At 58.8% G+C, this 26,762-nt stretch carries 25 protein-coding genes; 18 read left to right on the forward strand and 7 right to left on the reverse strand.

All coding sequences use genetic code 11. From position 1 onward, the window contains the following. The first annotated feature begins 33 nt into the window (after positions 1 to 33). Both OS242_RS12515 and OS242_RS12520 read left to right on the forward strand, forming a co-directional pair. Complete coding sequence (locus OS242_RS12515) at positions 34 to 1,083, forward strand: FUSC family protein (protein WP_267152035.1); 1,050 nt, start codon at positions 34 to 36, stop codon at positions 1,081 to 1,083. Between the two features lie 61 nt (positions 1,084 to 1,144). Continuing rightward, positions 1,145 to 2,716 carry a cation:proton antiporter gene (locus OS242_RS12520; protein ID WP_267152036.1) on the forward strand — a complete coding sequence of 524 codons (1,572 nt, stop codon included), beginning with the start codon at positions 1,145 to 1,147 and terminating at the stop codon, positions 2,714 to 2,716. Between the two features lie 218 nt (positions 2,717 to 2,934). Here the strand turns inward: OS242_RS12520 and OS242_RS12525 are convergent, their stop codons facing one another. Beyond that, positions 2,935 to 3,621 carry an SCO family protein gene (locus tag OS242_RS12525; protein WP_267152037.1) on the reverse strand — a complete coding sequence of 229 codons (687 nt, stop codon included), beginning with the start codon at positions 3,619 to 3,621 and terminating at the stop codon, positions 2,935 to 2,937. A gap of 168 nt (positions 3,622 to 3,789) precedes the next feature. Between OS242_RS12525 and OS242_RS12530 the strand changes: the two genes are divergently transcribed. From OS242_RS12530 to OS242_RS12540, 3 genes are all read left to right on the forward strand, one after another. Continuing rightward, positions 3,790 to 4,350, forward strand: a complete 561-nt coding sequence (locus OS242_RS12530; protein WP_267152038.1) for a GNAT family N-acetyltransferase — start codon at positions 3,790 to 3,792, stop codon at positions 4,348 to 4,350. Positions 4,351 to 4,486: 136 nt separating this feature from the next. Next, positions 4,487 to 4,609 carry a hypothetical protein gene (locus OS242_RS12535; protein WP_267152039.1) on the forward strand — a complete coding sequence of 41 codons (123 nt, stop codon included), beginning with the start codon at positions 4,487 to 4,489 and terminating at the stop codon, positions 4,607 to 4,609. A gap of 229 nt (positions 4,610 to 4,838) precedes the next feature. After that, entirely contained in the window at positions 4,839 to 5,849 is a 1,011-nt protein-coding gene (locus OS242_RS12540) for a cation diffusion facilitator family transporter (protein ID WP_267152040.1), read from the forward strand. Positions 5,850 to 6,060: 211 nt separating this feature from the next. Here the strand turns inward: OS242_RS12540 and uvsE are convergent, their stop codons facing one another. Then, the gene (gene uvsE, locus OS242_RS12545) at positions 6,061 to 7,029 is read right to left on the reverse strand and encodes a UV DNA damage repair endonuclease UvsE (protein WP_267152041.1); all 969 of its coding nucleotides are present in this window, start codon (positions 7,027 to 7,029) and stop codon (positions 6,061 to 6,063) included. Positions 7,030 to 7,248: 219 nt separating this feature from the next. On the opposite strand from uvsE, the gene OS242_RS12550 reads away from it, so the two are divergent. The 5 genes from OS242_RS12550 to OS242_RS12570 all read left to right on the forward strand — a co-directional run bounded on the left by OS242_RS12550 (position 7,249) and on the right by OS242_RS12570 (position 11,769). Next, entirely contained in the window at positions 7,249 to 8,433 is a 1,185-nt protein-coding gene (locus OS242_RS12550) for an NAD(P)/FAD-dependent oxidoreductase (protein ID WP_267152042.1), read from the forward strand. Between the two features lie 176 nt (positions 8,434 to 8,609). Continuing rightward, on the forward strand, positions 8,610 to 8,825 hold the full coding sequence (locus OS242_RS12555) for a hypothetical protein (RefSeq protein WP_267152043.1): 216 nt from the start codon (positions 8,610 to 8,612) through the stop codon (positions 8,823 to 8,825). Positions 8,826 to 8,905: 80 nt separating this feature from the next. Further along, complete coding sequence (locus OS242_RS12560) at positions 8,906 to 10,339, forward strand: phosphohexomutase domain-containing protein (RefSeq protein ID WP_267152044.1); 1,434 nt, start codon at positions 8,906 to 8,908, stop codon at positions 10,337 to 10,339. A 65-nt stretch (positions 10,340 to 10,404) separates the two neighbouring features. Further along, complete coding sequence (gene holA / locus OS242_RS12565) at positions 10,405 to 11,460, forward strand: DNA polymerase III subunit delta (RefSeq protein ID WP_267152045.1); 1,056 nt, start codon at positions 10,405 to 10,407, stop codon at positions 11,458 to 11,460. Between the two features lie 18 nt (positions 11,461 to 11,478). After that, on the forward strand, positions 11,479 to 11,769 hold the full coding sequence (locus OS242_RS12570) for an alpha/beta-type small acid-soluble spore protein (protein WP_267152046.1): 291 nt from the start codon (positions 11,479 to 11,481) through the stop codon (positions 11,767 to 11,769). Positions 11,770 to 11,847: 78 nt separating this feature from the next. On the opposite strand, the gene rpsT is transcribed toward OS242_RS12570, so the two are convergent. Next, on the reverse strand, positions 11,848 to 12,108 hold the full coding sequence (gene rpsT, locus OS242_RS12575) for a 30S ribosomal protein S20 (RefSeq protein WP_267152047.1): 261 nt from the start codon (positions 12,106 to 12,108) through the stop codon (positions 11,848 to 11,850). Between the two features lie 174 nt (positions 12,109 to 12,282). Between rpsT and gpr the strand changes: the two genes are divergently transcribed. The 3 genes from gpr (at position 12,283) to OS242_RS12590 (ending at position 15,815) form a co-directional block, all read left to right on the forward strand. Next, positions 12,283 to 13,305 carry a GPR endopeptidase gene (gene gpr / locus OS242_RS12580; protein ID WP_267152213.1) on the forward strand — a complete coding sequence of 341 codons (1,023 nt, stop codon included), beginning with the start codon at positions 12,283 to 12,285 and terminating at the stop codon, positions 13,303 to 13,305. A 153-nt stretch (positions 13,306 to 13,458) separates the two neighbouring features. Beyond that, a complete protein-coding gene (locus OS242_RS12585; protein ID WP_267152048.1) occupies positions 13,459 to 14,769 on the forward strand; it encodes a UDP-glucose dehydrogenase family protein in 1,311 nt (436 codons plus the stop codon). Beyond that, positions 14,766 to 15,815, forward strand: coding sequence for a sugar phosphate nucleotidyltransferase (locus tag OS242_RS12590; protein ID WP_267152049.1), 1,050 nt, complete (start codon positions 14,766 to 14,768; stop codon positions 15,813 to 15,815). The genes OS242_RS12585 and OS242_RS12590 overlap by 4 nt, the downstream gene beginning before the upstream one ends. 54 nt (positions 15,816 to 15,869) lie before the next feature. Here the strand turns inward: OS242_RS12590 and OS242_RS12595 are convergent, their stop codons facing one another. The 3 genes from OS242_RS12595 to OS242_RS12605 are packed head-to-tail and all read right to left on the reverse strand — an operon-like array spanning position 15,870 to position 19,651. Further along, on the reverse strand, positions 15,870 to 16,820 hold the full coding sequence (locus tag OS242_RS12595) for an NAD-dependent epimerase/dehydratase family protein (protein ID WP_267152050.1): 951 nt from the start codon (positions 16,818 to 16,820) through the stop codon (positions 15,870 to 15,872). Next, positions 16,817 to 17,944, reverse strand: coding sequence for a glycosyltransferase family 4 protein (locus tag OS242_RS12600; RefSeq protein WP_267152051.1), 1,128 nt, complete (start codon positions 17,942 to 17,944; stop codon positions 16,817 to 16,819). The genes OS242_RS12595 and OS242_RS12600 overlap by 4 nt, the downstream gene beginning before the upstream one ends. Next, on the reverse strand, positions 17,945 to 19,651 hold the full coding sequence (locus tag OS242_RS12605) for a CotS family spore coat protein (RefSeq protein WP_267152052.1): 1,707 nt from the start codon (positions 19,649 to 19,651) through the stop codon (positions 17,945 to 17,947). Positions 19,652 to 19,845: 194 nt separating this feature from the next. On the opposite strand from OS242_RS12605, the gene spoIIP reads away from it, so the two are divergent. Then, complete coding sequence (spoIIP, locus tag OS242_RS12610) at positions 19,846 to 21,015, forward strand: stage II sporulation protein P (protein ID WP_267152053.1); 1,170 nt, start codon at positions 19,846 to 19,848, stop codon at positions 21,013 to 21,015. A 224-nt stretch (positions 21,016 to 21,239) separates the two neighbouring features. On the opposite strand, the gene OS242_RS12615 is transcribed toward spoIIP, so the two are convergent. After that, positions 21,240 to 21,599, reverse strand: a complete 360-nt coding sequence (locus OS242_RS12615; RefSeq protein WP_267152054.1) for a BsuPI-related putative proteinase inhibitor — start codon at positions 21,597 to 21,599, stop codon at positions 21,240 to 21,242. A 188-nt stretch (positions 21,600 to 21,787) separates the two neighbouring features. Between OS242_RS12615 and OS242_RS12620 the strand changes: the two genes are divergently transcribed. The 4 genes from OS242_RS12620 to hemW all read left to right on the forward strand — a co-directional run bounded on the left by OS242_RS12620 (position 21,788) and on the right by hemW (position 26,627). Further along, the gene (locus tag OS242_RS12620; protein WP_267152055.1) at positions 21,788 to 22,141 is read left to right on the forward strand and encodes a DUF3679 domain-containing protein; all 354 of its coding nucleotides are present in this window, start codon (positions 21,788 to 21,790) and stop codon (positions 22,139 to 22,141) included. 118 nt (positions 22,142 to 22,259) lie between these two features. Then, positions 22,260 to 24,068, forward strand: coding sequence for a translation elongation factor 4 (lepA, locus tag OS242_RS12625; RefSeq protein ID WP_267152056.1), 1,809 nt, complete (start codon positions 22,260 to 22,262; stop codon positions 24,066 to 24,068). Positions 24,069 to 24,153: 85 nt separating this feature from the next. Then, positions 24,154 to 25,488 (forward strand): tetratricopeptide repeat protein, encoded by a 1,335-nt coding sequence (locus OS242_RS12630; RefSeq protein WP_267152057.1) that lies wholly within the window; start codon positions 24,154 to 24,156, stop codon positions 25,486 to 25,488. Beyond that, positions 25,488 to 26,627 (forward strand): radical SAM family heme chaperone HemW, encoded by a 1,140-nt coding sequence (gene hemW, locus OS242_RS12635; RefSeq protein WP_267152058.1) that lies wholly within the window; start codon positions 25,488 to 25,490, stop codon positions 26,625 to 26,627. The genes OS242_RS12630 and hemW overlap by 1 nt, the downstream gene beginning before the upstream one ends. The last annotated feature ends 135 nt before the right edge of the window (positions 26,628 to 26,762 follow it).

The raw sequence follows: 26,762 nt of genomic DNA on the forward strand, positions 1-26,762 counted from the left end.
AATGGGAAGATAATCGAGAGAGGGGGGACCTCGTTGAAACTGGGTGCTCGGATTGTCAAGACGGGTGCGGCGGTGGCGTTGGCGCTTGGGGTGTGCGAGTGGCTCGGGTTTGAGGATGCTGCGTTTGCGGCGATTGCGGCGACGTTGATGATTCAGCCTTCGCTCTATCGGTCGTGGAAACATTTTCTGGAACAGTTGCAGGCCAATCTGATCGGGGTGACGATTGCGGTCGGCGGGGTGCTGTTGCTCGGGCATCATCCGCTGGTGGTCGGGCTGCTGGTCATCACCGTGATCACGATCAATCTGCGGTTGAAATATGACCGGAGCATCGGCCTTTCGGTGTTTGCGGCCATCGCGGTGACGGAGGGTGCGGCGGGCACCGGGGCGTATCTGCCGTTTGCGCTGCATCGGTTTGAGTTGATCCTGATCGGCATCTTCTCGGCGACGCTGCTCAACGTGCTCTTTATCCCGCCGAAGTACGAAGGCCAACTCCTTCATGAGATCAAGGAGACGCGGGATCAGATGTCCCTGCTCATGCGCAATATGATCACACAGGAGATCCGCGCGTTCCCGGAAGAGAAAGAGAAGGTGCTGGAGCGGCTGAAGTCGACGGAGGAGTATTTTGAGCGGTATCGCGAGGAGCAGACTTATATGCGCCGGGACAAGCATCAGGCGGCAAGGCGGCTGGTGCTGTTTAAGCGGATGATCCATCTGCTCTATAAGGAGATGGAGACGATCCGCACGCTGGACCGGCATCTGCCGTTTCTGAACGTGGCTTGCGGACAAGAGATGCGGGATCGGCTGCAGGTGCATATCTCGACCCTGACCGCGTATCATCAAAAGATCCTCGGCAAATACGAGGGCACGATCAAGACGCAGTATCCGCATGAAAAATCGGCCAAGGTGTTTGAGGGACATGAGCGGCTCCTGCGAGATTTGATCGAGCTGTACGATCCTCGGACGGAACAGACGCTGTGGGTGCACGTGCTGCCTGTGGTGGCGGTGCTCAGCGATCTGGCACTGCAGATGGATCATCTGGATAAATTGATCGATGTGTACAGCACGCATCACAAAACGATCTGATTTTAAGCAGGATTTTAGACTTGGTAAAAAGAACCTTTTCTTGATGGAAAGGGGTGTGAGGATGCACAGTAATTTTGAAACGATCCTCTTGTTATTGGCGATCGCCACATTGGTAACGGCGGTGGCGAAAAAAAGGAATCATCCGTATCCGATCGCGTTGGTGATCGTGGGGGCTGTGATCGGGTTGGTTCCGATCAGCGGTTTGGAGTCGTTGAAGGAGTTTGTGGCAGAGGATGAGGTGTTCCGGTTTGCGATCATTTCGATCTTCTTGCCGGCCTTGCTGGGTGAGGCGGCGTTGAAATTGCCGTTTTCCCACCTGCTGGACAATCGTCGTCCGATCCTGACGCTGGCGGTCGGGACGACGTTGATCTCGTTTCTTGTGATCGGGATGGGCGGGCATCTGTGGCTCGGGCTGTCGCTGCAGGTGGCGTTTGTGTTTGCGGCGTTGATGTCGGCGACCGACCCGGTCAGTGTGATCTCGATCTTTAAGAGCATGCGCGTCGATCATCGGCTGGCAACGGTCATCGAAGGCGAAAGTTTGATCAATGACGGGATCGCCGTGGTGTTGTTTAATATCTCGGCGTATCATCTGTTGCAATACATAGATGCAGGCGCGATGGGGTTTGGCTACGCGCTGGTGGAGTTTGCGAAGGTGGCGGCCGGCGGGTTGATTATCGGCGGTGCGCTCGGCTATGCGTTTTCGCAAGTCACGCGGCTGTTCGATGACTATCCGCTCGAGATTATTTTCTCGATGATCCTGTTTTACGGGTCGTTCTTTATCGCGGAGCACTTCCATGTGTCCGGGGTGATCGCGGTGGTGACGGCGGCGTTGATCTTTGGCAACTACGGGGCGAAGATCGGGATGTCGCCGACGACCAAGCTGAACATTTCATCGTTCTGGGATGTGACGGCGCTGCTGGCCAACTCGCTGGTCTTTTTGATGGTCGGCCTTGAGATCACGCGGATCGATGTGTTGGATAAATGGGGGCTGATCGCAGGCGCGGTGTTGATCGTGCTCGTGGCCCGGAGCATCGGGGTGTACGGGGCGTTGGTGTTTGTTCGACATTTCCCGGGAAAGTGGAAGCATGTGTTGAACTGGGGCGGATTGAAAGGTTCGCTGTCGATTGCGTTGGCACTGTCTCTGCCGCTGAATTTTGAGGGGCGTGAGGATCTGCTGTTGCTGGCGTTCTCGGTGGTGTTGTTCTCGTTGGTGTTCCAGGGACTGACGGTGAAGCCGTTGATCTCGATGCTCGGCGTACGGGCGGAGAGTGCGGGTCTGGCTGTCTATGAAGAGGTCATCACCTCGATCCACCGCCGCAAGATGGCGATCCATCGCCTCGGACAGTTGCGGGAGGATGCGCTGATTTCCGATGTGGTGTACCGGCAGTTGCACGATGAGTACAAGGGGCAGTTGGAGAGCGGGTATCAGCGATTGGAATCGCTGTATCAGGAACATCCGCATCTGCAGGAAGAGCAGATCGACATGGCGCGGGAGCAGGCGCTCTATATGGAGTACGAAGCGGTGGAGGAACTGCACCGCCGCCATGTGATCTCGGAGCAAGTCACCGAAGAGGAGCGGGAGAAACTGCTCAACCAGATCGAAGCTGAAAAATCCAAGCGGGATACGCATTAGGGAAAGTCCAGAAGAAACGTGAGCATAGCATGAGCTTGAGTACGGGCATGAGTACGGGCATGAGCACGGGCATGAGCACGAGCATGAGCACGAGCATGAGCACGGGCATGAAGCACGGGCTTTGAGACTCATGCGTGTCCGCGCGGTGTATTTCATAGGAAAAGCGGTTCGTCTCCTGCTGAAGGAGATGAACCGCTGTTTTGTTCTTCGGGCGTAGGTTATTTCTTCTCGGCAAGCAGGGTTTCGATGCCTTTGAGGATCGTGGCGTCTTCCATGTCCGGGCCCATCAGGTAGGACTGGCGCAGGTTGTTGTTTGCGTCGAGCAGGAAGAGGCGGTCGTTGTGGGCAAAGTCTTTGCCGCCGTGGGTGGAGTGCTCCAGCATGATCTCGTCAGCCGAGACGCCGAATTGGTCCATGACTTTTTGCGTTTGTTCGGCGTTGCCGCGCAGGAATTCCCAGTGCTTGGTGTCCGCGCTGTAGGACTCGGCAAATTTTTTCATGACGTCTGCCGTGTCGCGCTCGGGATCGACGGTGATCGAGAGAAATTTGACATCGTCCATGTTGACGCCTTTGTTTTTCAGCTGTTGCATCATCGACGCCATGCGTCCGGTGGTAATCGGGCAAGCGTCCGGGCAGTTGGTGTACATGAAGTAGACGAGGCGCGCTTTGCCTTTGAGCTCGTCGTCGAGGGAGACCTGCTGGCTGTTTATGTTTTCCAAGGTGAACGGTTCAATCTGTGCGATCACCGACAGATCGTCAGACGCGCCCGACTGCTGGTCACCGGATGACGCGTGCTCATGGCTGCCGTGCGCGTTCTGCTGCTGCGGGGAGCAGGCGGCCAGCGCAGCGGCGAGCGTCAATGCGCCCAAAATACCTGCTGTATATCGGAAAAGTGGGTGTTTCACTGTGAATTCACTCCTTTGTCAACGATAAGTGTACCGTGTATCAAAAGGTGGGGCAATGGACAATTCATGAAAAAACAGTGACAGGGGAAAGCAGGAAACGAGGTGAGTAGGCAAAAGGGAGAATCTTCTGTATAATCTCTGGAAAAGGGACAGCAGGAGGCGGAATGAGTGGCGGAACGGATCACACAACGAGAGCATGTGTTGCGTAACGGACAGAGGTTGACGGTACGGGAGGCGGTCCCGGCCGATGCTGCGCAGACGATCGCTCATCTGCGGCAGGCAGCAGGGGAGACGAACCATCTGTCGTTTGGCCCTGGCGAATATTCCACGCCGCTGGAGCATCAGCAGATGATGATCTCGGAGATGGCGATCAAACCGAATTGTCTGTTCCTCGTCGGGGAGGCGGACGGGGAGATGGTCTCGATGCTGACGTTCACGTCAGGCGTGCGGGCGCGGAAGGCGCATCAGGGCGAGTTTGGCCTGACGGTGGTGCAGTCGCATTGGGGGCAGGGGATCGGTGAGTTCATGTTGCGCTATCTGATCGACTGGTCCCGGCAGAACGGCGTGACGCGCAAAATCAACCTGCGCGTGCTGGTGACCAATGCGGCGGGAATCGCGTTGTACCGCAAGTTGGGATTTGAGGAAGAGGGGCGGATCAGGCGCGAAACGTTCCTCGATGGACAATTCGTCGACACGCTCCTGATGGGGCTTTGCATCGACCCGGACTGAATGCAGGGATCAGTCCGGGTTTTTTGCTGCCTATTTTCCAAGTCAGGCGGGCAGGAGCCTTTCCCATTCTGGGGGGAGTTGCATTACATGTACTGTGTCAACAACACAAAACGAGCCGCGAAAGGAGTGTTGTTCCATGTACGGTGTTTTCGGTGCTTACACCCAATGGGCGGTGGTCTTCCTGATCATCTTCGTCCTGTTCATCCTGCTGGTCCCGCAGTGCTACCCGGTGCAAACGACCACGATCAAGTGCCACTAATCGCAGACGGAGGGAGCGTATCCCTCGCCAAATACGGAGCCCGGTGACGGGCTCCGTATTTTTTGCTGTTGAAAAAGATTCTCAAAATCAATCAAGTGCCATATTTGGTCATGAAACTCGTTCTCAATTAAAAATCGCGGATTTTCTCTTGTTTTTGTGTTTTTCCTCTGTTTCTTGTGATATGATAATACCAACAAAACGGTACAGTCACCGAGAGGAGGCGAACGCGATGCATGAACATCATCATGAACATCATCATTCTTCACATCATGAATTGTCGGGAAAATCGGAACGGGTAATCCGGATCGGCATGATCCTGACCTTTGTGATCTTTCTCGTCAAGATCATCGGCGGGTATCTGACCGGTTCGCTGGCTCTGCTCTCCGACGGTTGGCACCTGGGCGGCGATCTGGTCACGCTGTTGCTCTCGTGGTGGGGTGTGAGGCAGGCGGTCAAACCGGCGACGAAACGGCAGTCGTTCGGGATGTACCGGGCGGAGATCGTGACGGCGTTCATGGCCAATTTGATTCTCGTCGGTGTGGGCGGCTATATCTTGGTGGAAGCGGTGGAGGCGTATCTGCACCCGGTCGCGGTGTCGTCGGGCTGGATCTTCTGGCTGACGGCGGCGGGGCTGGTGGTGTATACGATCCTGACGTATATGCTGAGCAAGGAAAAGGACAATCTAAACGCCAAATCGGCGTGGCTGCACTTCCTCGGCGATGCGCTGTCTTCGGTGGCGATCTTGATCGGGGCGGTGGTAATCTGGCTGACCGGGTGGTACGCGGTCGATGCGATCCTCGGCGGACTGGTCGGCGTGGTGATCGTGATCGGAGCGGCGAAGATGGCGTGGGAAGCGGCGCGCATCCTGCTCCAGTTTGCCCCGGAGCATATCCATCCGGAAGAGGTGGAGCGGTCGTTGATCGCGCTGGATGAGGTGGAGTCGGTGACCGACCTGCATCTGTGGAGCATGACGCCGACGCAGCACTACATGAGCGTCCATCTGGCGGTCACGGTGACGACGATCGGCGAAGGAGAGCGGATCATCCGGCTGGTGCAGCAGAAGATGTATGAGCAATACGGCATCCACCATGTGACGGTGCAACTGGAGACGTCGTCGTGCTCGACGTGCTTCCACACGGCGGTGGACATGGAGAGCCATTGCAAGGAGTGCCCGTCGCTGACGAATGCGTGCTTGATCTCCCTGGACGGGATGCGGGCGAACAAAGTGATGGGGTCGTAATAAAAAGATAAAAAAACAAAAATTAGAAACAAGATCAAGCAAAGACAAAGCCAAGAGCAGATGCAACAAAGAGCAGATTAGTGCAAAGGGCAGATCAGATGCAAGGCATTGGGCGGGGTCTAGGATCTTGTGTAAATGCAAGAAAGGCTATCGGGGTGTTCGCCCGGTAGCCTGTTTTGTCATGTTCGCCTTTGTGTTGCTTTCTTTGTAGTCAGTCTTTGTATGTAAAGCTGCCTTCGTCGATGGAGGTGACATCGTCCAGCGCCGCGAGGTCTTTCGCGAGGCGCATGGCGGCGTCGTCTTTTTGTTTGGCTTCGACCATGATGTCGAGATCGGTATTGGTCGTCTCGCGGACGAGGTCGAGGAAGGGGAGGAGGTCGCCCGGTTCGATGTAGTCGGCGTGGTGGAGCATCGCCTCCGGGCTCTTCGGCGAGGAGATGTGGATCTTTGGCACGAGGCCGGTGCCGTCCCACGTTTTGAAGATGCGCGAGGTGAGGTCGCGCAGGTCTTCCTCGCCCGGATTGCAGCGGTGGTGGTGGATATCGAGCACCATCGGGATGCCGAGCTCTTCACAGAGGGTGAGCGTCTCCAGTGCCGTGTAGGTCTTGTCGTCATTTTCCAAGGTGATGCGTCGCCGGATGCGTTCCGGCACGAGCTGCCAGTGATCCCGGAAGCGGTTCAGGGACTCTGCTTTGTCTTTGTAGGATCCGCCGACGTGGATGTTCAGTTTGGCCGTCTCGTCGAGCCCCATCAGCTCAAACATGGTGGTGTGGCGGTCGAGGTCGGCGATGGAATTGTCGAGCACTTCTTTTTTCGCACTGTTGAGCAAGGTGAAATGGTCCGGGTGGAACGAGACGCGCATCTGTGCTTTTTTGATAAAATCACCGACTTCTTCAAACTCCGGTTTCAGTTTGGTCCAAAAATCCCATTCGGCGGTGTGGGCGTGTCCGAGCAGCGGAACGAGCTTGGAGGTGAAGCGGTAGAGGTGCAGGCCGTGCGCGTGAGCATGCCGCATCACCCGCAAGGAGTTCTGCAAATTTTTGGCGGCCGTGTTGGTCAGTTTGCGCAGGGCGGCTTCCCGGTCGATGATCTTTTCAAAGTTTGTGACGGTCATCGTCTGCGAGGGCGACGCGTTTTTCAAGTGAATCGACATCGCGACAAATCCAAGTCGAATCTTCATAGCAAAAACTCCTTCACCAGACGTTGTGAAAAAAGGAACTTTCTGTGACGATTTGAGTATAATGTTTGTAGGTGCAATCTTTCACATACTTGGTGACAAGCAGATGGCGAAGCGAGTAGTACAATCTCGCGCTCTCGTAAAGACTAGTTTCACACCAACGTGTCTGCTCCACACCGTACGCTGAACGACCCACCGAAATACTCAAGGGAGTTGATTCCGATGGCTAAGATTTTGATCGCGGGTGCCGGTTACGGCGGCCTGACATGCGCCGTCGAGCTGGAGAAAGCGGGTCAACCTTTCACTTTGATCAATAAGCACGACTATCACTACTTCACGACGCTGCTGCACGAGCCGGCCGGAGGCCGCAACAAGTTTGAAGAGTACAAGGTCAATCTCCATGACGTGCTGCGCAAAGAATCGTCGAAACTCGTCAAAGGGGTGGTGACCGGTCTGTCGCCGCAGGAAAACAAGGTGCTCACCGACAAAGGCGAACTGTCCTACGACTACCTGATCCTCGCGCTCGGCAACGCGCCGGAGTACTTTGGCATCCCAGGCATGGCGGAGCACGCGATGTTGCTGCGCTCTTGGGACACGGCGCGCAAGATCCACGAACACATCGAGCACATGTTCCGCATGTACCGCGATGACCGCGACGAGACGCGGCTGCGCATCATCGTCGGCGGCGCCGGTCTGACCGGGATCGAGCTGTGCGGCGAGTTGGCCGAGTGGATGCCGGAGTTGATGGCGACGTACCACGTGCCGGCGGAGAAGGTGCAACTGATCAACTTGGAGGCGGCTCCGACGATCTTGCCGATGCTCGACGAAGGGCTGCGCAAGGCGGCAGAAGAGGTGCTGACCAAAAAAGGCGTGCAACTGCGCACCGGCACGGCGATCGTCAAAGTGAACGAAAATCAGGTCGAGTTGAAGACAGGCGAGGTGATCGACGCGCGCACGATCATCTGGACAGGCGGTGTGCGGGCCAATCCGCTGATCGCCGCCGCCGGATTTGAAGTCGACCCGCGCGGGCGGGCAAAAGTGAACGAGCACCTGCAGTCGGTCGATTTCTCCAACGTGTTTGTGATCGGCGACTCGGCGTGGTTCACCGGCCCGGACGGCAAACCGCTGCCGCCGACCGGGCAAGCGGCGACGCAGATGGGCGCGGTGGCCGCACACAACGTCCTGCGCATCATGAAGCGCGAACCGCTGGAGACGTTTACGCTGAACTACATGGGCACTCTGGCCTCGCTCGGTGCGGAGGTCGGTGTCGGCAATGTCAAGGGCATGAAGACCAAAGGCGTGTCGGCCGCTCTGATGAAGGAAGGCAGCAAACTGAAATACCTCTGGCAACTCGGCGGCCTGCGCCTCGTCAACAAAAAGCGCGGCCAGCTCTCCTCGCGCCGCTAAGCTGAAAAATGGGGCTCTCCTCTCCGTAACCAATCGCGGAGAGGGGAGTCTTTTTTATTATAGACGAAACGGGTTTGGGTTGGATGTCTCTGGAAAGTAGTGTGCCTCAATGTCGTATTTTGTATCAATGTATGTGCAGGGCCAATACGTTGTGTGCAAAGGGGGTGAATCATTCGATGTGGGCGGTGTATGTGACGCTGGTCGGTGGGCTGATTTTGTTTTTTTACCTCGATATCAAGTTGGCGGCGATGTGGGAGTATTTCAGTGTGAGAGCCTATACGATGTCGATCCAAGCAGGCGGCAAACAGTCGGGATGGGCGCATGACGAGAGCACGTTTGTGACGCACGACGGTCCGATGCAAAGAAAACGTCGAATCATGCGGAATGACTAAGAAAAACAGTCATGATGGTTTTTGGTGTCCACTATACATGGAGAGGGAGTGATTGAGAGGAAAAGGGGAGAGACCACTGCATGTCCGTGATCAAATTTGGAACAGACGGTTGGCGCGGCGTGATCGCAAGAGAGTTCACGTTTGCAAATGTGGCGATTGTCGCGCAGGCGGTCGCGATGTACGTGAAGGCGGAAGGGCAGACCGGGAAAGGGATCATCGTCGGCTATGACAACCGCTTTCTCGGCAGCCTGTTTGCCGAGCGGGTGGCCGAAGTGCTGGCGGCGAACGGCATTCCCGTGTGGCTGTGCGATGCGCCGGCTCCGACGCCGGCGGTGGCGTCGATGATCGCCGAGCGAAGCCTCGCCGGGGCGATGATGGTGACGGCGAGCCACAACCCGCCGGAGTATAACGGCATCAAATTTATCCCGGACTATGCGGGACCGGCGACGCCGGAGATCACAGATGCGATCACCCGCTATGTGCGCGAGGTGGAAGCGGGGCAGGTCGAGGTGCAGGTCGTGCCGCTGGCTCAAGCGACGAAGGAAGGGCTCATTGCCTATGAATGTCCCAGGCAACCTTACGGAGAGCGTCTGAAGCAAGTGGTGGACGGAGCGGTGATCCGGCAGGCGGGACTGCGGGTAGTGGTCGATCCGATGCACGGGTCGGGGATCGGGTATCTGGAGGAGATCGCCGCAGAACTCGGCGTCGAGGTGGTGGCGTGCCTGCGCCATCACAAGGACCCGATGTTTGGCGGTCGGCTGCCGGAGCCGTGCGAGGAAGAGCTGGAGGAACTGGCCCGCCTGACGCAGGAGCACGGGGCGAGCCTTGGACTCGCGCTGGACGGCGATGCGGACCGATTTGGGATCATCGATCCGAGCGGGGCGTATGTGACGCCAAACGAGGTGTTTATCCTGCTCGCCCATGATCAATTGCGCTACAAAGGCGGCCTGCAAAAGATCGCCCGCACCGTGGCGACGACGCACCGGATCGACCGGATGGCGGCCGCGTACGGGGTTGAGGTGGTGGAGACGCCGGTCGGATTTAAATATATCGGACAGGAGATCCTCAAAGGCGCGGGGATCGGCGGCGAGGAGAGCGGCGGCCTGTCGATCTCGTCGCACATCCCGGAGAAAGACGGCCTGCTGGTCGGGCTGCTGATGCTGGAGCTGACAGCAAGAACCGGCCGCACGCCGAAACAACTGCTCGCCGAGTTGGAGCAGACGTACGGCACGGCGGTCAGCGAGCGCGTCGATGCCCGCATCTCGCCTGAGCAGAAGGATCAGGTGCTGGCGGTGATGCGTGACTGGACGGCCGAGCGGCTGGATCGGTGGCTCGTGACGAAAAAGACGGCGGTCGACGGGGTGAAACTCGTGTTTGACACCGGAGCGTGGACGCTGGTGCGCCCGTCGGGCACAGAGCCGCTGGTGCGGATCTATTTGGAAGCGGGGGACAGGGAGGAGCTGAACGGGCTGAAGACCGCCTTGTTCGCGGTGCTGGGGCTGTCCGCGATTTGACGGAACGGGGCACTTCTCTTACAATGCTTTCAGAATGGAAGCATGGAGAGGAGTGCCTTTTTCCTATGGTTCGCAGTATCCGCGACGTGATGCAGGAATTGAAAAAGGGGATCGTGCAGCCGGTGTATCTGCTCTACGGCATGGAGGCGCTCTTGATCGACGAGATGGTGACCTCAATCCAGCAGCGGGCTCTGCCGGGGGGGATCGACGATTTTAACAGCATGAAGTTCCACTACGATGAACAGCCGGTGCAACTGGCGGTGCAGGAGGCCGAGACGCTGCCGTTTATGTCGGAGCGCAAATTTGTACTGATCCACAACTGCGGCGCGTTTACGACCGCCAAGTCGCCGCGTGTTGATCACAATACGGACGCGTTGCAAGCGTATCTGGAAAATCCGGCTCCGTACTCGACGGTGGTGATCACCGTGGGCGCGGAAAAATTGGACGAGCGCAAAAAGCTGACCAAGACGGCGCAGAAAACGGCCGTTGTGGTGCCGTTTCAAGCGTTGAAGGAAAACGAGTGCCGGGACTGGGTGATCGGCGAGGTGAAGCGGCAAAAGGCGGCGATCACCGGCGACGGGGTCAACCGTCTGATCTTGTCGGTGGGGACCAATCTGCGTCTGCTGCGCAGCGAGATCGAGAAACTGGCCCTGTACGCGGGCGAAGGCGGCACGATCACGGAGGAAGTGGTCGACGATCTGGCGACGCGGACGATGGAGCAGAACGTGTTTGTCTTTATCGATGAAGTGGTGCGGCTGCGCGTCGACCGGGCGATGCGGATGATGTACGATCTGCTGAAAAATCGCGAGGAGCCGATCAAGCTGCTGTTTCTGATCACCCGCCAGATCCGGATCATGTTCCAGATCAAGGTGCAGACCGGGCGCGGCTACACGATGCAGCAGGTGGCGCAGCAGATCGGCGTGCATCCGTACGCGGCAAAGATCGCAGGCGAGCAAGGGCATTCCTACACGCCGAAGCAACTGGAGCGGCTGCTGTTTGAACTGGCCGACCTCGACTACAAGATCAAGACCGGGCAGATCGGCGACCGGGCGGCACTGGAGATGTTTTTGCTGACCCTGCCGCAAAAGGCGGGTAGAGGAGCGTCGGCGGGGGCACGATAAGCGTGGAGGTGACGGGCTATGGCTCGCAACAGACGCAGAAAAGTGCTCGTGCCCGAGGCGCGGGAGGCACTCGACCGGCTCAAGAGCGAAGTGATGAACACAGCCACTGCGGAACAAGCCGTCTTTGAATCGGCCAGACGGCAGAACGTGCCGCTGGTGCAAGGGGACAATTCCCAACTCACCGCCGAGCAAGCGGGCAAGGTCGGCGGTCCGATAGGCGGGCAGATGGTGCGCAAATTGATCGCGCTCGCCCAGATGCAGATGATGAACGAACAACAGCAACAGGACGGCAACCGGCCGCATCTATAAAAAAACGACCCTCGCGAGATCGCAGGGTCGTTTTTGTCGGCCGCTGATTCAGGTCTTTGGCGCCAAAGACTTGAAAAATTAAGCGGTTTTGTTCAGCTTCTTGGTCAGGCGGGATTTCTTGCGAGCTGCGGTGTTCTTGTGCAGCAGGCCTTTGGTAACAGCCTTATCCAGAGAACGGCAAGCTGCTTTGAGCAGCGCCGGAGCGTTTGCATCGTTGGACGCGAGAGCCAGCTCGTACTTCTTGATCGAAGTGCGGAGAGCGGATTTCGCAGCAGCGTTGCGCAGGGTGCGGGTGCTGATGGTCTTCACGCGTTTCACGGCGGATTTAATGTTCGGCATCTATGATTCACCTCCATCTTCATGCTACATATCCCTCTAAAAGGACAATGGATATTTTAGCATGCCCATACGTAGATTGCAAGGCTTCGGGCGAATTGCATATTTTGACATGGCGGTTCGCAACCTAGGAACAGTCTAGATCGAGAAGAAGAGGTGGTAGCCGTGGCAAGGGAAATGCGGTACAAGCGACAGGAGCAACAGCCGGTGGAGATCGACTGGAATTCGTACAGCGTCAATACCGATCTGGCGCTGGAGGCACATCAGATCTTTTCGCCGGAGCATGGCGGCTCGATCCCCGGCGTGCAGAGTTCGACCGAGGAGCTGGACGGGATCACGATCACCCGGCTGTCAATTGAAAATGAGATGGGCTCGAAGATCATGGGCAAGATGGTCGGGAACTATTTGACGCTGGAAGTTCCCGGACTGCGCTACAAGGATACAGACTTGCAAAAGCGTGTGGCACAGACGTTGGCCGCCGAGTTTCGCCAATTTGCCGGGCTCACCCCGGAGTCGACGGTGCTGGTGATCGGCCTTGGCAATCGCAAGGTCACGCCAGACGCCCTCGGGCCGCTCGTGTGCGACAATCTGTTCGTGACGCGGCACCTGTATGAACACATGCCGGAAGTCGTCAATCAAGGCGGCTACCGGCCCGTAGCGGCGGTCGCACCGGGCGTGATGGGCATCACCGGGATCGAGACCAGCGAGATCGTGCACGGGATTGTGAAAAAGGTCAAGCCGGATCTGGTGATCTGCGTGGACGCGCTGGCGGCCAGATCGCTGGAGCGGGTGAATACGACGATTCAGATCGCCGATGTCGGCATCTCGCCAGGGGCGGGGGTCGGGAACAAGCGCAAGGGATTGAATAAGAAGTCGCTCGGTGTCCCGGTGATTGCTGTCGGGGTGCCGACGGTGGTCGATGCGGTGACGATCACAAGCGACGCGATGGATCTGATCGTCAACCGTCTGGAGCAGGATGTGCCGAACAACGGGATGACGAAACTGATGGCGAATTTTAATGAGCAGGAGAAGAAGCAGCTGATCTTCGAACTGCTCCAACCGCTCGGGAACAACTTGATGGTCACGCCGAAGGAAGTGGACACGTTTATCGAAGACGTGGCCAACGTGATCGCGAACGGACTGAACGTGGCGTTGCATGAGGCGATATCGATGGATGATGCGACGATGTATACGCATTAGAGTTAGTTATATAAGAAGAAAAGAGATGCCATGATTCTGGTGGCATCTCTTTTTGGCATGAGGTGTGAATTGTACGAAACGACCGTTTCCGGCAATCGGCTCTCCTCATAGACTGTAGGACAAATACTTGCAGAGTGAGGGTATGAGGTAGCGATGAAGGTGTGCGTGATCGGGACAGGCTATGTGGGCGCGACGACATCTGTGACGTTGGCCGCCTTGGGACATGATGTAGTCGGGGTGGATGCTGACCCGCGAAAGGCGGAGTTGCTCGGGAGAGGGACTCTGCCTTTTTTTGAAAGCGGGCTGGAAGACCTGTTGCGGGAGATGATCGCGGCAGGAAGGTTGAGATTTACCGGGAACGGGTCGCAGGCGATTCGGGACTGTGAGGTGGTGTTTACAGCGGTTGGCACGCCGTCTGCCCCGGACGGGTCGGCCGATTTGACTGCGGTGTGGGAGGTGGCCAGACAGATCGGGCGGACGATCACCGACTATACGGTGGTGGTGAACAAAAGCACGGTGCCGGTGGGAACCGGCGAGCGCGTCGAGGAGATCGTGTTGCAAGAATTGCAAGGGCGCGGTGCGGATGTGCCGTTCGATGTGGTGTCCAACCCGGAGTTTCTGCGCGAGGGCAAGGCGCTTGAGGATGCGTTGCACCCGGACCGCGTGGTGATCGGGGCAGCGTCGCAGCGGGCGCGTGAGGTGATGGCGCGGTTGTATGCGGATGTGGTCGCGCCGGTGCTGTGGACGACCGTGCGGGATGCGGAGATGATCAAGTACGCGTCGAATGCGTTTTTGGCGACGAAGATCTCGTTTGTGAATGAACTGGCCCGGCTGTGTGAGCGGACAGGCGCGGATATCGCGCAGGTGGCGCGCGGGATGGGGATGGACGGCCGGATCGGGCAGGCGTTTTTGCAGGCCGGGGTCGGGTATGGCGGGTCGTGCTTTCCGAAAGATGTCGATGCGCTGCTCCATCTCGCCCGCGTGAACGGCGAGCGGCTCGGACTGCTGGAATCGGTGGCCGAGGTGAACCGGACGCAGACGGGGTGGTATCTGGAAAAGGTGCGCCGGGTGCTCGGGGACTTGGCCGGGAAGCGGGTCGCGGTGCTCGGGCTGACGTTTAAGCCGGGGACGGATGATATCCGCGAGGCGCCGGCGTTGCGGATCTTGGCGGCACTGCTGGACGAAGGCGCGCAGGTCTGCGCGTATGATCCGCAGGGCATGGCGGCGGTGCGCAAACTTGTACCGAGCGTCGTGTATGCATCGGATGCGTATGCGGCGATGGAGCGGGCGGAGGCGGTGTTGTTGGTGACGGAGTGGCAGGAGTTGGTCGAATTGGACTGGCAGCGGGCGTTCGGACAGGTCAAGGAGGGCATCGTCTTTGACGGGCGAAATGCGCTGGATGCTGACAAGATGACGGCGGCAGGCTGGCGGTATTACGGCGTCGGAAAGGGGCGATTGCGATGAAGGGTGTGATTCTGTGCGCCGGTAACGGGACGCGGATGCAGCCGTTCTCGTATACGATGCCAAAGACGCTGTTGCCGGTGGCCAACCGGCCGTTGCTCGACCATTGCATCCGCAAGATGCAGGCGGCGGGTATCGAGGAGATCGCGGTGGTGATCAATCCGGCGCAGAAGCGGTTGGAGGACTATGTACGGGCCTATCAAGGCGCGAAGTTGCGACTTCTGTATCAGAAGGAGCCGCGCGGGATCGCCCATGCGCTGATGGCGGCCAAATCTTTTTTGCGCCGCTCGCCGTTCGTGTTGCTGCTCGGGGACAATCTGATTGCGGAGCCGCTGTCGACGATGCTCGGGTCGTTTCGCGGGAAGGAGGCGTCCGTTTTGCTGGCCCGGGTGGAAAAGCCGCAGGAGTACGGCATCGCCGAGGTCGAGGGCGAGCGGATCGTCCGGTTGACGGAGAAGCCCGCTCAGCCAAAGAGCGATCTGGCGGTGATCGGGGCGTATGCGTTTCGAGCGTCGATCTTTGAGGCGATCCGCCGGTTGCAGCCGTCGGCGAGAGGCGAGTACGAGATCACCGATGCGATTCAGACGCTGATCACCGACGGGCGACCCGTGGCGTTTTCGGTGACGCAGCGGCCGTACTTCGATGTCGGGACGGTGCCGCGTTGGCTGGCGGCGAACCGCTGGATGTTGGAGGCGGAGCAGGGTGCGGCTGTGCAGGTCGGGGCGGACACGTCTTTGGAAAACGTCGTGCTGCGCGGACCGGTGCAGATCGGCGACGGATGCCGCCTCAAAGACGCGGTGATCGGGCCGTATGTGTCGGTGCAGGATCAGTGCGAGCTGATCGACTGTCGGATCGAGGACAGCCTGGTGCTGCAAGGGGCGCGGGTGGCGCATGTGGAGGTGCCGATGCGTCGCAGCATCCTCGGGGCACGCAGCCGTCTGGAAGGGCGGACAGCGGCGGCCGGAGAGTCGGTCGAACTGCTGATCGGGGATCTGTCGCAGGTGCGGTGGCTGACCGCAGGAGAGGAGCGGGCGAAGGATGGGACATGAGGAAAGCCTCTTCCGGTGAAGGAAGAGGCTTTTCTCATGTCGTTTTTTTGTGGGTCAGGGCAGGTTGTAAAGGCGTTTGATGTCTTGGATCTGCAGGTAGAGGCCGAGTTCGAGGTCGAAGAGCGGGGAGTAGGCGAGCTCCGTTTTGGCTTTGCAGATGTCTGCCCACGTGTGGCGCGGGTCGCCCGGCTGTTGCGGGAGGTGTTGGAGGCGGGCTTTTTTGCCGGTGTGCGTTTCGATGATGCGGATGACGTCGAGCAGGCGCAGTCGGTCGCGGCCGCCGATGTTGTAAGCGATGCCGTTCTGCTGCGTATCGAGGGCGGCGAGGTTGGCGGCGATGGCGTCGTCGACGAAAGTGAAGTCGCGGCTCTGATGCCCGTCACCGTAGATCAAGAGCGGCTGGTCGGTGAGGATCTGGCGGATGAATTTGTGAAACGCCATGTCCGGCCGTTGGCGCGGTCCGTAGACGGTGAAGTAGCGGAGCGAGACGACGGGGAGTCCGAAGTTTTTGGCGTAGAGGGTGCAGAGCTGTTCGGCCGATAGTTTGGTGACGCCGTACGGGGAGAGCGGCTGCGTCGGGCGTGTCTCGTCGGTCGGTCCGGACATGTTGCCGTAGACGGAAGACGAGGAGGCGTAGATCAGTTTTTTGACGGTGGGGCTCGCTTTGACCGCTTCGAGCAGAGATTGGGTGACGAGGATGTTGTGATCGACGTAGTCGGCGAAGTCGCGGCCCCAGGAGGTGCGCACGCCGGGGAGGGCGGCTTGGTGAAAGACGCCCTCCACGCCGTCGAGCAACTGCGGCATGTCGGCGTGGCGCAGGTTCAGTTCCCGGAAAGTGAAATGAGGGTGGCGGAGCAGGTCGGCGAGGTTGCGCTCTTTGATCCAACGCTCGTAGTTCGGGCCGAACATGTCGACGCCGAGCACGTCGTATCCTTCGCGCAGCAGGCGTTCGGAGAGGTGCGAGCCGATAAATCCCGCGCAGCCGGTGACGAGGATGCGGTTCATTTCCAAACGCTCAGGATGTCGGCGACAACCCGCTCCCAGCCGTATTTTTGCTCGGCCAGCCGACGGCCGTACTGGCCCATCGCTTTCATCTTGGCCGGATTGGACAGCAGTTCGGATATTTTTTGGGCGATCTCGTCCGGCTGTTCCGGAGTCTCGATGATCAAGCCGTTTCGACCGGGCTCGATCACTTCAGGGTTGCCGCCGCGGCTCGTGGTGAGGATCGGCAGTTCGGCGGCCATCGCTTCGTAGTGGACGCGGGCCAGCGGTTCCATCCACAAGGACGGGCAGACGAACAGGTCACCGGCCCAGAACCAATGGTGGATCTGAGCCGCATCGATGTAGCCGGTCGAGATGACGGGCAGCGGCGCGCGGGCGGCGAGGGCGCGGATGTAGGCGACATAGTCGGAGATCGAGTTGTCGCTGAACCAGCGGCCGCCGACGATGACGAGGGCGGCGTCCGGGTGCTTTTTGGCGAGCGGGTACATGGCGCGCACGAGCATGTCGGCGCCTTTTTTCGGTGAGAGGCGGCCGACGAAGAGGACGACTTTTTTGCCGGTCAGACCGTGTTCGCGGCGCAGTTGCTCGCGGATCTGCCGGGACGAGGAGCCAGTCCGGTAGCGGGCGAGGTCGACGCCGGAATAGACGGTGCGCAGTTTGTCGGCGGCCTGCGGGTAGTCGTCGCAGATGGCGCGGCCGACGTAGTCGCTGACGGTGACGATGCGCTCGACCTCTTGGATGGCGAGGGCGGCCTGCTCGGGCGCGATCTTGCCGGGGAGGAACATGTCGTTGTGCATGCTCAGGATGAGGCGGGCATGGGGTGCGGCGCGGCGCACGGTCTCGACCATCAAGGGGCGGTTGAAAATGTGGATCAGGTCGTAGGAGCGGTCTTTGAGAAACGCTTCCACCCCTTCGCGGTACAGATCGAAATTGCCGCCGGGGATGCGCTCATAGCGGATGCGGCCGACCGTTTCGCTGTCCGGCAGCTCCGGGTCGGTGCGGCCGAGGATGGTCAGGCTGTGATGGCGGCTCAGTCCTTCGGAGATGCCGGAGATGTAGGTTTGGATCGCGCCGCCGCGGATCGGGGGCACGGGAAGTTTTTCGGTGACGATCATCAGGATGTTCACTTATTTTTTCTCCTTTCGCGGCTGGTTGATCAGCGCTTCCACAAGCTTTTGAATGCGCGGGTCCGGGGTCAGCGGTTGGTTGGCCGCTTGGATCAGCGCGCGGGCTGTGAACTCGATGTAGGCGCGGCGTTGTTTCAGCGATTCATCCGGTCGTTTGGTGCGGTTCGAGACGGTGAACGGCCGTTTGTCAGGCATGGAGAGCGGCTTGGGACGCGGAGGTGCCGATTTTTTCGAGGATGTTTTGGCGGTCTTTGGCTTGAAATTTTTCAGGTCGAGTGCGTCAAGGAGGGACGGAATGTCCGGCAGGTCGAGGGAGGGGGAGTTTGCGGCGGAAGGAACAGGAGCGGCAGGCGTTTTAGGAGCGGCAGTTGTTTTAGGAATGGCAGGTGTTTTAGCGGCAGGTGTTTTTGGATTGGCGGGTGTACTAGAAGCGGCAGGTGTTTTAGGAGCGGCAGGTGTTTTAGAGTCAGCACGCGACTTGGTCGGAGCAGCGGCAGGCGGCGGGGAGGCCAGACCGGCGTACTGCGGGGACGGCACGGCGTGTGAATGGCTGCGGTTGGCGGCGTGTGCGGAGGCGGCTGTGGCGGTGTGGATCAGATAGCGCGGTTTGAAGTCGCTCGGGGCGGTCTGGATAACGGCTCCCAGCTCTTTCAACGCGGCCCATTTGGTGGCGTCGGTGGCTTCGAGGTGGTCGAGCAGCGCTGCGGTTTGGGGATCGTTCAAAAAGAGTTCCGGCTCAAAGACGATCTCTTTGATGTGTTTGTAAAATTCGTTCGGCATCGCCATATCGATCAAGAGCATCTGATAGAGTTCCGGCTCAATCGGGTTGGCTTGGTTGTAGGCGTCGATCATGCCGCGCATCCACGTCAGGTCCCACACGCCCATGTCGTGCATGGTCGAGGTGATCAGTTTGCGCAGGTCGCGGATCGGCAGGTCGTAGGCGACACCGTCGAGGTCGATGATCCACAGGCCGCCCGGACCTTGCTGACCGTTCGACCAGCCGTAGTCTTGGTGGGCCAGGCCCCAAGCCGCTTCGCCGCGTTCGATCAACGCGGGATAGGGACCGTTTTGCAGAGTGTGCAGGGCGTCACGGGCTTGTTGCTCGTATTTGTCGACGATGCCGAGCAGTCGCCGGCTGGCCGGGTGGTCGGAGTAGGTGGCGGCGATGACGCGGAACCAGCTGATTTTTTCGAGGATTTTCATGTATTGCTTTTCGTAGCCGTACAGACGGGAAGCGCGCTCCGCTCCGGCAGGCGGCATGTAGCCTTGGGAATGGCGGTGAAATTCGCCGAGGCCGTAGCAGAGGGCTTGGGCACCTTCGAGGTCGACTTTGCTGGCGGGGGTGAGATCGATCCAGTCGGTGACGATCCACAGTTTGCCGCCGCACTCGCAGCAGAGCGCGCCGTCGCGATTGGGGATCAGCGCCGGGACGCGGGCTCCTTTGTTGACGAGGTACTCCTGCGCGCCGACGGAGAACAAGCTGCGGGGCGGGGTGCGGTGCAGCACTTTCAAGGAGCGCGGGCCTTTGTCGGTGAGGATCTTCCAGATCGCGCCGCCTTTGTCCGGCTTGGTGGTGATCAGGGTCCGCTCCTGCACGCGCATGTCGTAGCGGGAGATCACTTGTTCCGCCAGTTGGTCGAGCTCCGGCGGTACGGTCGGCACGTCGCCTTCGACGTCTCCCCAAGGGACGATGGTCCATTCAGTCATGGGTTTCCCTTCCTTTTTTAAAGTTTTATTAGCAGTCTATGAGGGGGCAGAGCGTGTCGAAACGGACAAACGGGCAGGTATTTTTCGCGGCTTCGGAGCAAGGGACCGGCATATCTAGCAATCTCGTTTCATAGAATCAGGAGAAACAAGGCAAAGGATACGCAACAGTTGCCGACAGAGGAGGACCTGTGCGCATGAAACGAGATCAAGAACGCAAACGACGCTTTCGCTCCTATACGGTCAATATGGCCTCACCCAAAGCACGGACGACGATCATCATGTTGGGGCTGGCCATCGCCGTTTTTGCGATCATCGTGTCGGTGATCGCGGTGCAGTTGCTGGCGGGAGGGCAGAAGGGGCTGGCCGGAAAGATGTTGCACAGCATATCGGCCCATTCGCTCTCTCATGTGATTTCCCAGGAAATTCCGATGTACGCGTCGGTGGGGCCGGATGTGACGATGGTGGAGAACAAGGTGTATCCGAAAGGGTTTTCCAATATGCTGCTCTACCTGTTTACCGATATCGATGCGGGCAATCCGCTGACGGTGGTCGGTTCACAAGTGCCCGGCATGGCGGTCAGCGAGTTTCAACTGCTGACTCCGGGACCGGAGTTTGACGTTCCGCCTGCGGAACACACGCACCCGGAAGGCTCGCAGCCAAACGCAGATGCGAAGCCTCGGGAGAAAGTCGAAGATTTCAAGACGTCGAACGAGCCGCTGGTCTATGTGTATCACACCCACAACCGGGAGTCGTTCCTGCCGGCGATGCCGGGGGTGTCTGATCCGGATCGTGCGTATCATCCGAAAGAAAACATCGAGAAAGCGGGCACTGCGTTAATCGAAGGGTTGAAAAAGGAAGGCTATGCGGGGCTTCAGACGCTGGAGGACTATTGGGTGAAAGGCGACTTTAACCGGGCGTATGATTTCTCCCGTCCGACGGTGCAGAAGGTGTTGAAGGAAAATAAGAATCTGCAACTGATCTTCGACATCCACCGCGATGCTAACAAGCGGGAGGTGACGACGCGAGGGATCAACAAGGAGAACTATGCGACGGTGTACCTCATCGTCGGCGGCGGGAACAACCCGCACGCGGAGAAGAATGAGGCGGTGGCGTATGAGTTGCACAATTTGATCCAAGAGATGTATCCTGGCATGTCGCGCGGGGTGTGGAAAAAGAACGACACCCGATTTGACACGCGCTACAACCACGATCTCAACCCGAACATGGTCATTCTGGAGATCGGCGGTCCGGAGAACACGATGGCGGAAGTGACGCGCACAGCAGAAGCGATGAGCAAAGTGTCGGCTGCGTATTTGAAAAAGAAAGGATTTGCGCCGCAGCGGTTGGAAGGGCAGAAACAGTAAGGGAAACGAATGACCGACTGATGAGGTCGGTGACAGAGTCGGTGGAATGGGATCGGGCTGTGATTGAAACGCCCACTGATGCGGCAGGTGGCTGAGGGAAGGCAGTCTGATGCGGTTGGTGGAATGGGGGGCGGGCTGTGAAGGAAGGCCGACTGAGGTCATGCGATCACGCGAAAGAGGTCAACCGGCGATCTGCCGGTTGACCTCTTTTGGTGGATGTGCGATTACGAGATGGTGATGGTCGTCGAGTCTTGCTCAGGCATGTTGTAGGACGTGATCTGGCCGACGACAGTGTAGGTGCCGGTCGGGACTTGGTTGCCGGCGGAGTTGGTTTGGTTCCACTCGACGGTGTAGACGCGGGATTCGCCCGGTTGCAGGGTCTCGCTGCCCATCATCTGGGCGAAAAAGCGGCCGTCGCTCCACTGCCAGACTTTGTTGCCGCCCCGGCCGATGATCACGTCGTAGCGCTGCGAGGAGCTGAAGTTGTACGTCTGCGTCGTACCCGTGTCGTTGGTCAACGTCAAGGTGATCACAACCGTCTCGCCCACCGCATAGTTCGTTTTGTTCGTTGTCACTGTAAGCATCTTGAACATTCCTCCTTGTGATGTTAGGGATACTATGTTCTATGTTTCACAGAGATAAGTTGTGAGCGTTTGGCAGGAATTTGTGCGTCTGTCATATCTAGCAATCCTGCCTCATAGATTGGTAGCAAAGTATAGGCGTTGTTTCCCGCTGGACATACTGGAAACAATCGGTGAGAGGAGGAATCGCAATGCGAAGTCTCATGGAACAGACGGCCGTGTACGGGATCTTGATGGTGATGCTCGCGCTGATGGTGCTGTTTGGCATCCAGTCGGCGGAAAAGGGCATCCAGTCGCTGACGGGCAGCGACGACCCGCAAGCGTTGGCTGTGACCGGCACGCAAAACGGACAGGTGGACCTGAGAGTGCTCGGCAAAGACCTGTCTTCCACAGAGATCCCGTGGGCCGACCGGCTCAGCGATCAACTCGAAGGGCAGGAGAGCATCGTCGGCGATCTGGTCGACAGCGCCGCGCTGAACATCGGCGACTGGATGCAGGCGGGGGCGCAGACGCTGCTCGAAAAATTGAACGGGTGGCTGCGCTGAAAGTTTCGTGCCGGGAGCGGGCACGGAGCTTTTTTTCTTGCTGTTGATGTTGCAATTCATCGAATGATATAATGGGGAGCAGTATTGTCTTTAAGGAGTTAAAGGGGGATGTCCGTCAATGGACGCCAGAAAACGTCAGGAACAGATTCGTAACTTTTCTATCATCGCACATATCGACCACGGGAAGTCCACGCTGGCAGACCGGATCTTGGAATATACCGGGGCGATCACGTCCCGCGAGATGCAAGACCAGTTGCTCGACAACATGGACATCGAGCGGGAGCGCGGGATCACCATCAAGCTGCAATCGGTGCGCCTGAACTACAAGGCGCAAGACGGCGAGACCTACATCCTGCACCTGATCGACACGCCGGGCCACGTCGACTTCACCTATGAAGTCTCGCGTTCGCTGGCCGCCTGCGAAGGCGCGCTGCTCGTCGTCGATGCCGCGCAAGGCATCGAGGCGCAAACGCTGGCCAACGTCTACCTCGCGCTGGAGAACGATCTGGAGATCGTCCCGGTCGTCAACAAGATCGACCTGCCGGCTGCCGAGCCGGAGCGCGTCAAGCAAGAGATCGAGGATGTGATCGGCCTCGACGCGTCCGACGCGGTGCTCGCATCCGCCAAGTCGGGCATCGGCATCGGCGAGATCCTCGAACAGATCGTGCAAAAGGTGCCGGCTCCGCAAGGCGACCCGGACGAGCCGCTCCAAGCGTTGATCTTCGATTCGCACTTTGACTCGTACAAAGGCGTCATCGTCCAAGTGCGGATCGTCAACGGCACGATGCGCCCGGGCCAAAAGGTCCGCATGATGGCGACCGGCGCGGAGTACGAGATCATCGAGTGCGGCATGCTCTCTCCGAAAGCGACTCCGGTCAAAGAACTGATGGTCGGCGACGTCGGCTATTTCCACGCGTCGATCAAAAACGTTCGCGACACCCGCGTCGGCGACACGGTCACCGCTGTCGAGCGTCCGACGGCCGAGCCGCTGCCGGGCTACCGCGGGATCAACCCGATGGTGTTCTGCGGCCTGTACCCGGTCGAGACCAACCAGTACAACGACCTGCGTGACGCACTGGAAAAAATGGAACTGAACGACGCAGCGCTCAAATATGAGCCGGAGACTTCGTCTGCGCTGGGCTTCGGCTTCCGCTGCGGCTTCCTCGGCCTTCTGCACATGGAGGTCATCCAGGAGCGTCTCGAGCGTGAGTACGATCTGACGCTGATCACGACCGCGCCGTCTGTCGTCTATCACGTCTATCACACCGACGGCACGATGATCGAGATCGACAACCCGTCGAACATGCCGGACGTGCAGCGCATCGACCGCGTCGAGGAGCCGTACGTCAAAGCGTCGATCATCGTCCCGAAAGACTTCGTCGGTGTCGTCATGGAGCTGTGCCAAGAAAAGCGCGGCGTGTTCGTGACGATGAACTACCTCGACGAGACCCGCGTCACGCTGATCTACGAGATGCCGCTGACGGAGATCGTCTATGATTTCTTCGACCGTCTGAAGTCCGGCACGAAAGGCTACGCGTCGTTCGACTACGAGCTGATCGGCTACCGGGCATCCGCTCTGGTCAAAATGGACGTCATGCTCAACGGCGAAGTGATCGACGCCCTGTCGATCATCGTCCATCGCGACAAAGCGTACGCACGCGGCCGCGGCCTGTGCGAAAAGCTCAAAGAGCTGATCCCGCGCCAGATGTTCGAAGTGCCGATCCAAGCTGCGATCGGCAACAAAGTCATCGCCCGCGAAACGATCCGCGCGATGCGCAAAAACGTCCTCGCCAAGTGCTACGGCGGCGACATCTCGCGCAAACGCAAGCTGCTCGAAAAGCAAAAAGAAGGCAAGAAGCGCATGAAACAGGTCGGCTCTGTCGAAGTGCCGCAAGAAGCGTTCATGGCCGTTTTGAAAATCGACTAAGACTCAAACCGGGGGAGGCGTTCGTGACGAACGCCTTTTTCTGGTACAATAGGGACGATGTATACGGGAAAGGGGTCATGAGAGCATGGCAGACGAGATGAACCAAGAACAGAAGACACCCCGGCAACAAGTCGAAGAGTTGCTCGGTTACATAGAAGATCTGATGGCGGAAGAGGACTATTCGCGGGCGCAGGACATCCTGAACAACGCGCTGCGCCTCGACCATTTTGACATTCGCATCTATGAACGCTATGCGTTCGTGCTCCGCATGATGGGCATGGGCGACGCAGCCGAACTGTTTGAAAAGGTGGCGTTCAATCCGAACGACCCGCAGCCGCTGTTTGAACTGGCCCGCGCCCTGATGAAGGACAAGATGTACGGCGTGGCGATCAACCCGCTGCTGCGCGTCTCGGAGATGGTGCCGATGGCGGCCGCCGTCAACTTTGAACTGGGCTATGCGTACATGAAAGAGTTTGACATTCCGGCAGCCCGCCGTCATTTCGAGTATGCCTATGAACTGGAGCAGTCCCCGGCGACCGCCTACTACCTCGGCTATGTCGCGCTGCTCCAAAACGACATCTCGATCACGGAGCAACTGATCGGCTACATGGATCGTCATTTCGAGACGACCGGCGAAGAAAAGCCGCCGACCCTCCAGATGCTCAAGGACATGATGACGCGCTATGAAGCGTTTCCGGAGCCGCAGACGGTCCGCGACTGGCACTTCATCCAGTACGGCACGCCGCTGCTGCGCCTGTCCAAGGAAGACCTCGGCGATGACGGCGATCTGAACGGCCGCTATGTGTTTATCAACTATGGCTTTGGCTCCCTTGCGATCATCATGGAGACGTTCACCCGCCTGATCCGCGAAGTGCCGGGCTTCCCGCAGTTTGAGTACATCATCCCGGCTTCCTACAACGCCGCACCGCTGGCGTTCGCCCTGTCGAAGATGCTGGAGATCCCGCTCGCACCGGTCGAAACGCTGCAATCGGAGCGCAAAGGGCTGATGGTCGCCGACTGGACGGCAGACGTCGATGCGGTGGCCGGTCACATTGCGCACAACCCGAACGTCACCCTGTTCTCCTTTGCGCTGGACTGGACCAACCAAGCCCACCTCACTCCGGAAGTGATCGGCTACTTCGACCAAGCACACCGCATGCCGTGGGAGTCGACCGTCGTCGTGGAGATCGACGGCACCCGCACGCAGCGTCCGGAGATGGAAGAAAAACCGGAAGAGCTGGCGGAGATGATCCTCGGTCGACTGGAGAAGATCCGCGAAGAGGACGGCGAGTCGATTGACGCGGTGATCGCGTATTACAAAGAACGGGCCCACCTGCTGAAAGTCGGCGCACAGATGAGCATGCCGCGCATGACGTTCCAAGTGGAGTCGCCGATCGAATCGGTGCGGATGATGTTCTGATGCGCGTCTCCTCGCTCTACATTCACATCCCGTTTTGCGCGTCGAAGTGCTACTACTGCGACTTCAACTCATACGTCTCCACGCCGGACGTGATGGATCGCTATCTGGACGGCCTCGACCGCGAGTTGGAACTGGTGGCGGCGTCGTACGACCACGATCCGTTGCAGACTGTGTTTTTCGGCGGCGGCACTCCGACGATCTTCAACACGCGGCAGAGCGAGCGCATGGTCTCGCTCCTGCACAAGCATTTCCGGCTGGCCGACGGGGCGGAGGTCTCTTCGGAGGCCAACCCCGGCACGGTCGATCTGGAAAAATTGCAAGTGCTGCGCGACGGCGGTGTCAACCGCCTGAGCTTTGGCGTGCAGAGCTTTGACAACGACCTGCTCGTCAAGCTCGGCCGCCTGCACGACCGCGACGCGGTGTACCGTTCGTGGGAGCTGGCGCGGCAGGCGGGCTTTGGCTCGATCAACCTCGACTTGATGTTCGGCCTGCCAGGTCAGAGCGTCGAGACGCTGGAAACGAGCATCAACGCGCTGCTGGACCTCGGGCCGGAGCATGTGTCCGCCTACTCGCTCAAAGTGGAGGAGGGCACCCCGTTTTACACGTGGCACAACCGGGGTCAATTGATCCTGCCGCCGGAAGAGGACGAGGTGCGGATGTATCAGCTCGTCATGGACAGGCTGCAAGGCGCAGGCTGCGAGATGTACGAGATCTCCAACTTTGCCAAGCCGGGCCATCGCTCTCGCCACAACCAAGTGTACTGGCGCAACGAGCCGTACATGGCGGCCGGTTCCGGTGCGCACGGCTATGTCGGCAGCACGCGCTACATCAACCAAAAAGATGTGCCCCTCTACATCGAGACGACCAACGGCGGCCAGCGTCCCGTCACCGAGACGGAGGAGATCTCCGAGCAGTATCAGATGGAAGACACGATGATGCTCGGCCTGCGCTTGATCGAAGGGGTCGGCTATGACCGCTTTCGGGACAAGCACGGGCGGGAGATGCTCGACGTATTTGCCGGTCCGATCCGCAAATACGAGGCTCTCGGCCTGCTCACCGTCGACGAGGTCGGTGTGCGGCTGACGGAGCGGGGCAAGTTTTTGGCCAATGAAGTGTTTGCCGCGTTTTTGGAAGGGTAAGCGCTGTTCACAAAATTGTCTTGGGTCTCTCCCTGTGGAGAGGCCCCTTTTTGTCCTTGTGATGTTGACAGCGAGGGCGCGTTTTTGCTACATTCTAAATAGCTTTTAGCACTCGTACCTACCGAGTGCTAACAA

Source organism: Tumebacillus lacus, from assembly GCF_026410385.1.
GTDB classification, from domain to species: domain Bacteria; phylum Bacillota; class Bacilli; order Tumebacillales; family Tumebacillaceae; genus Tumebacillus; species Tumebacillus lacus.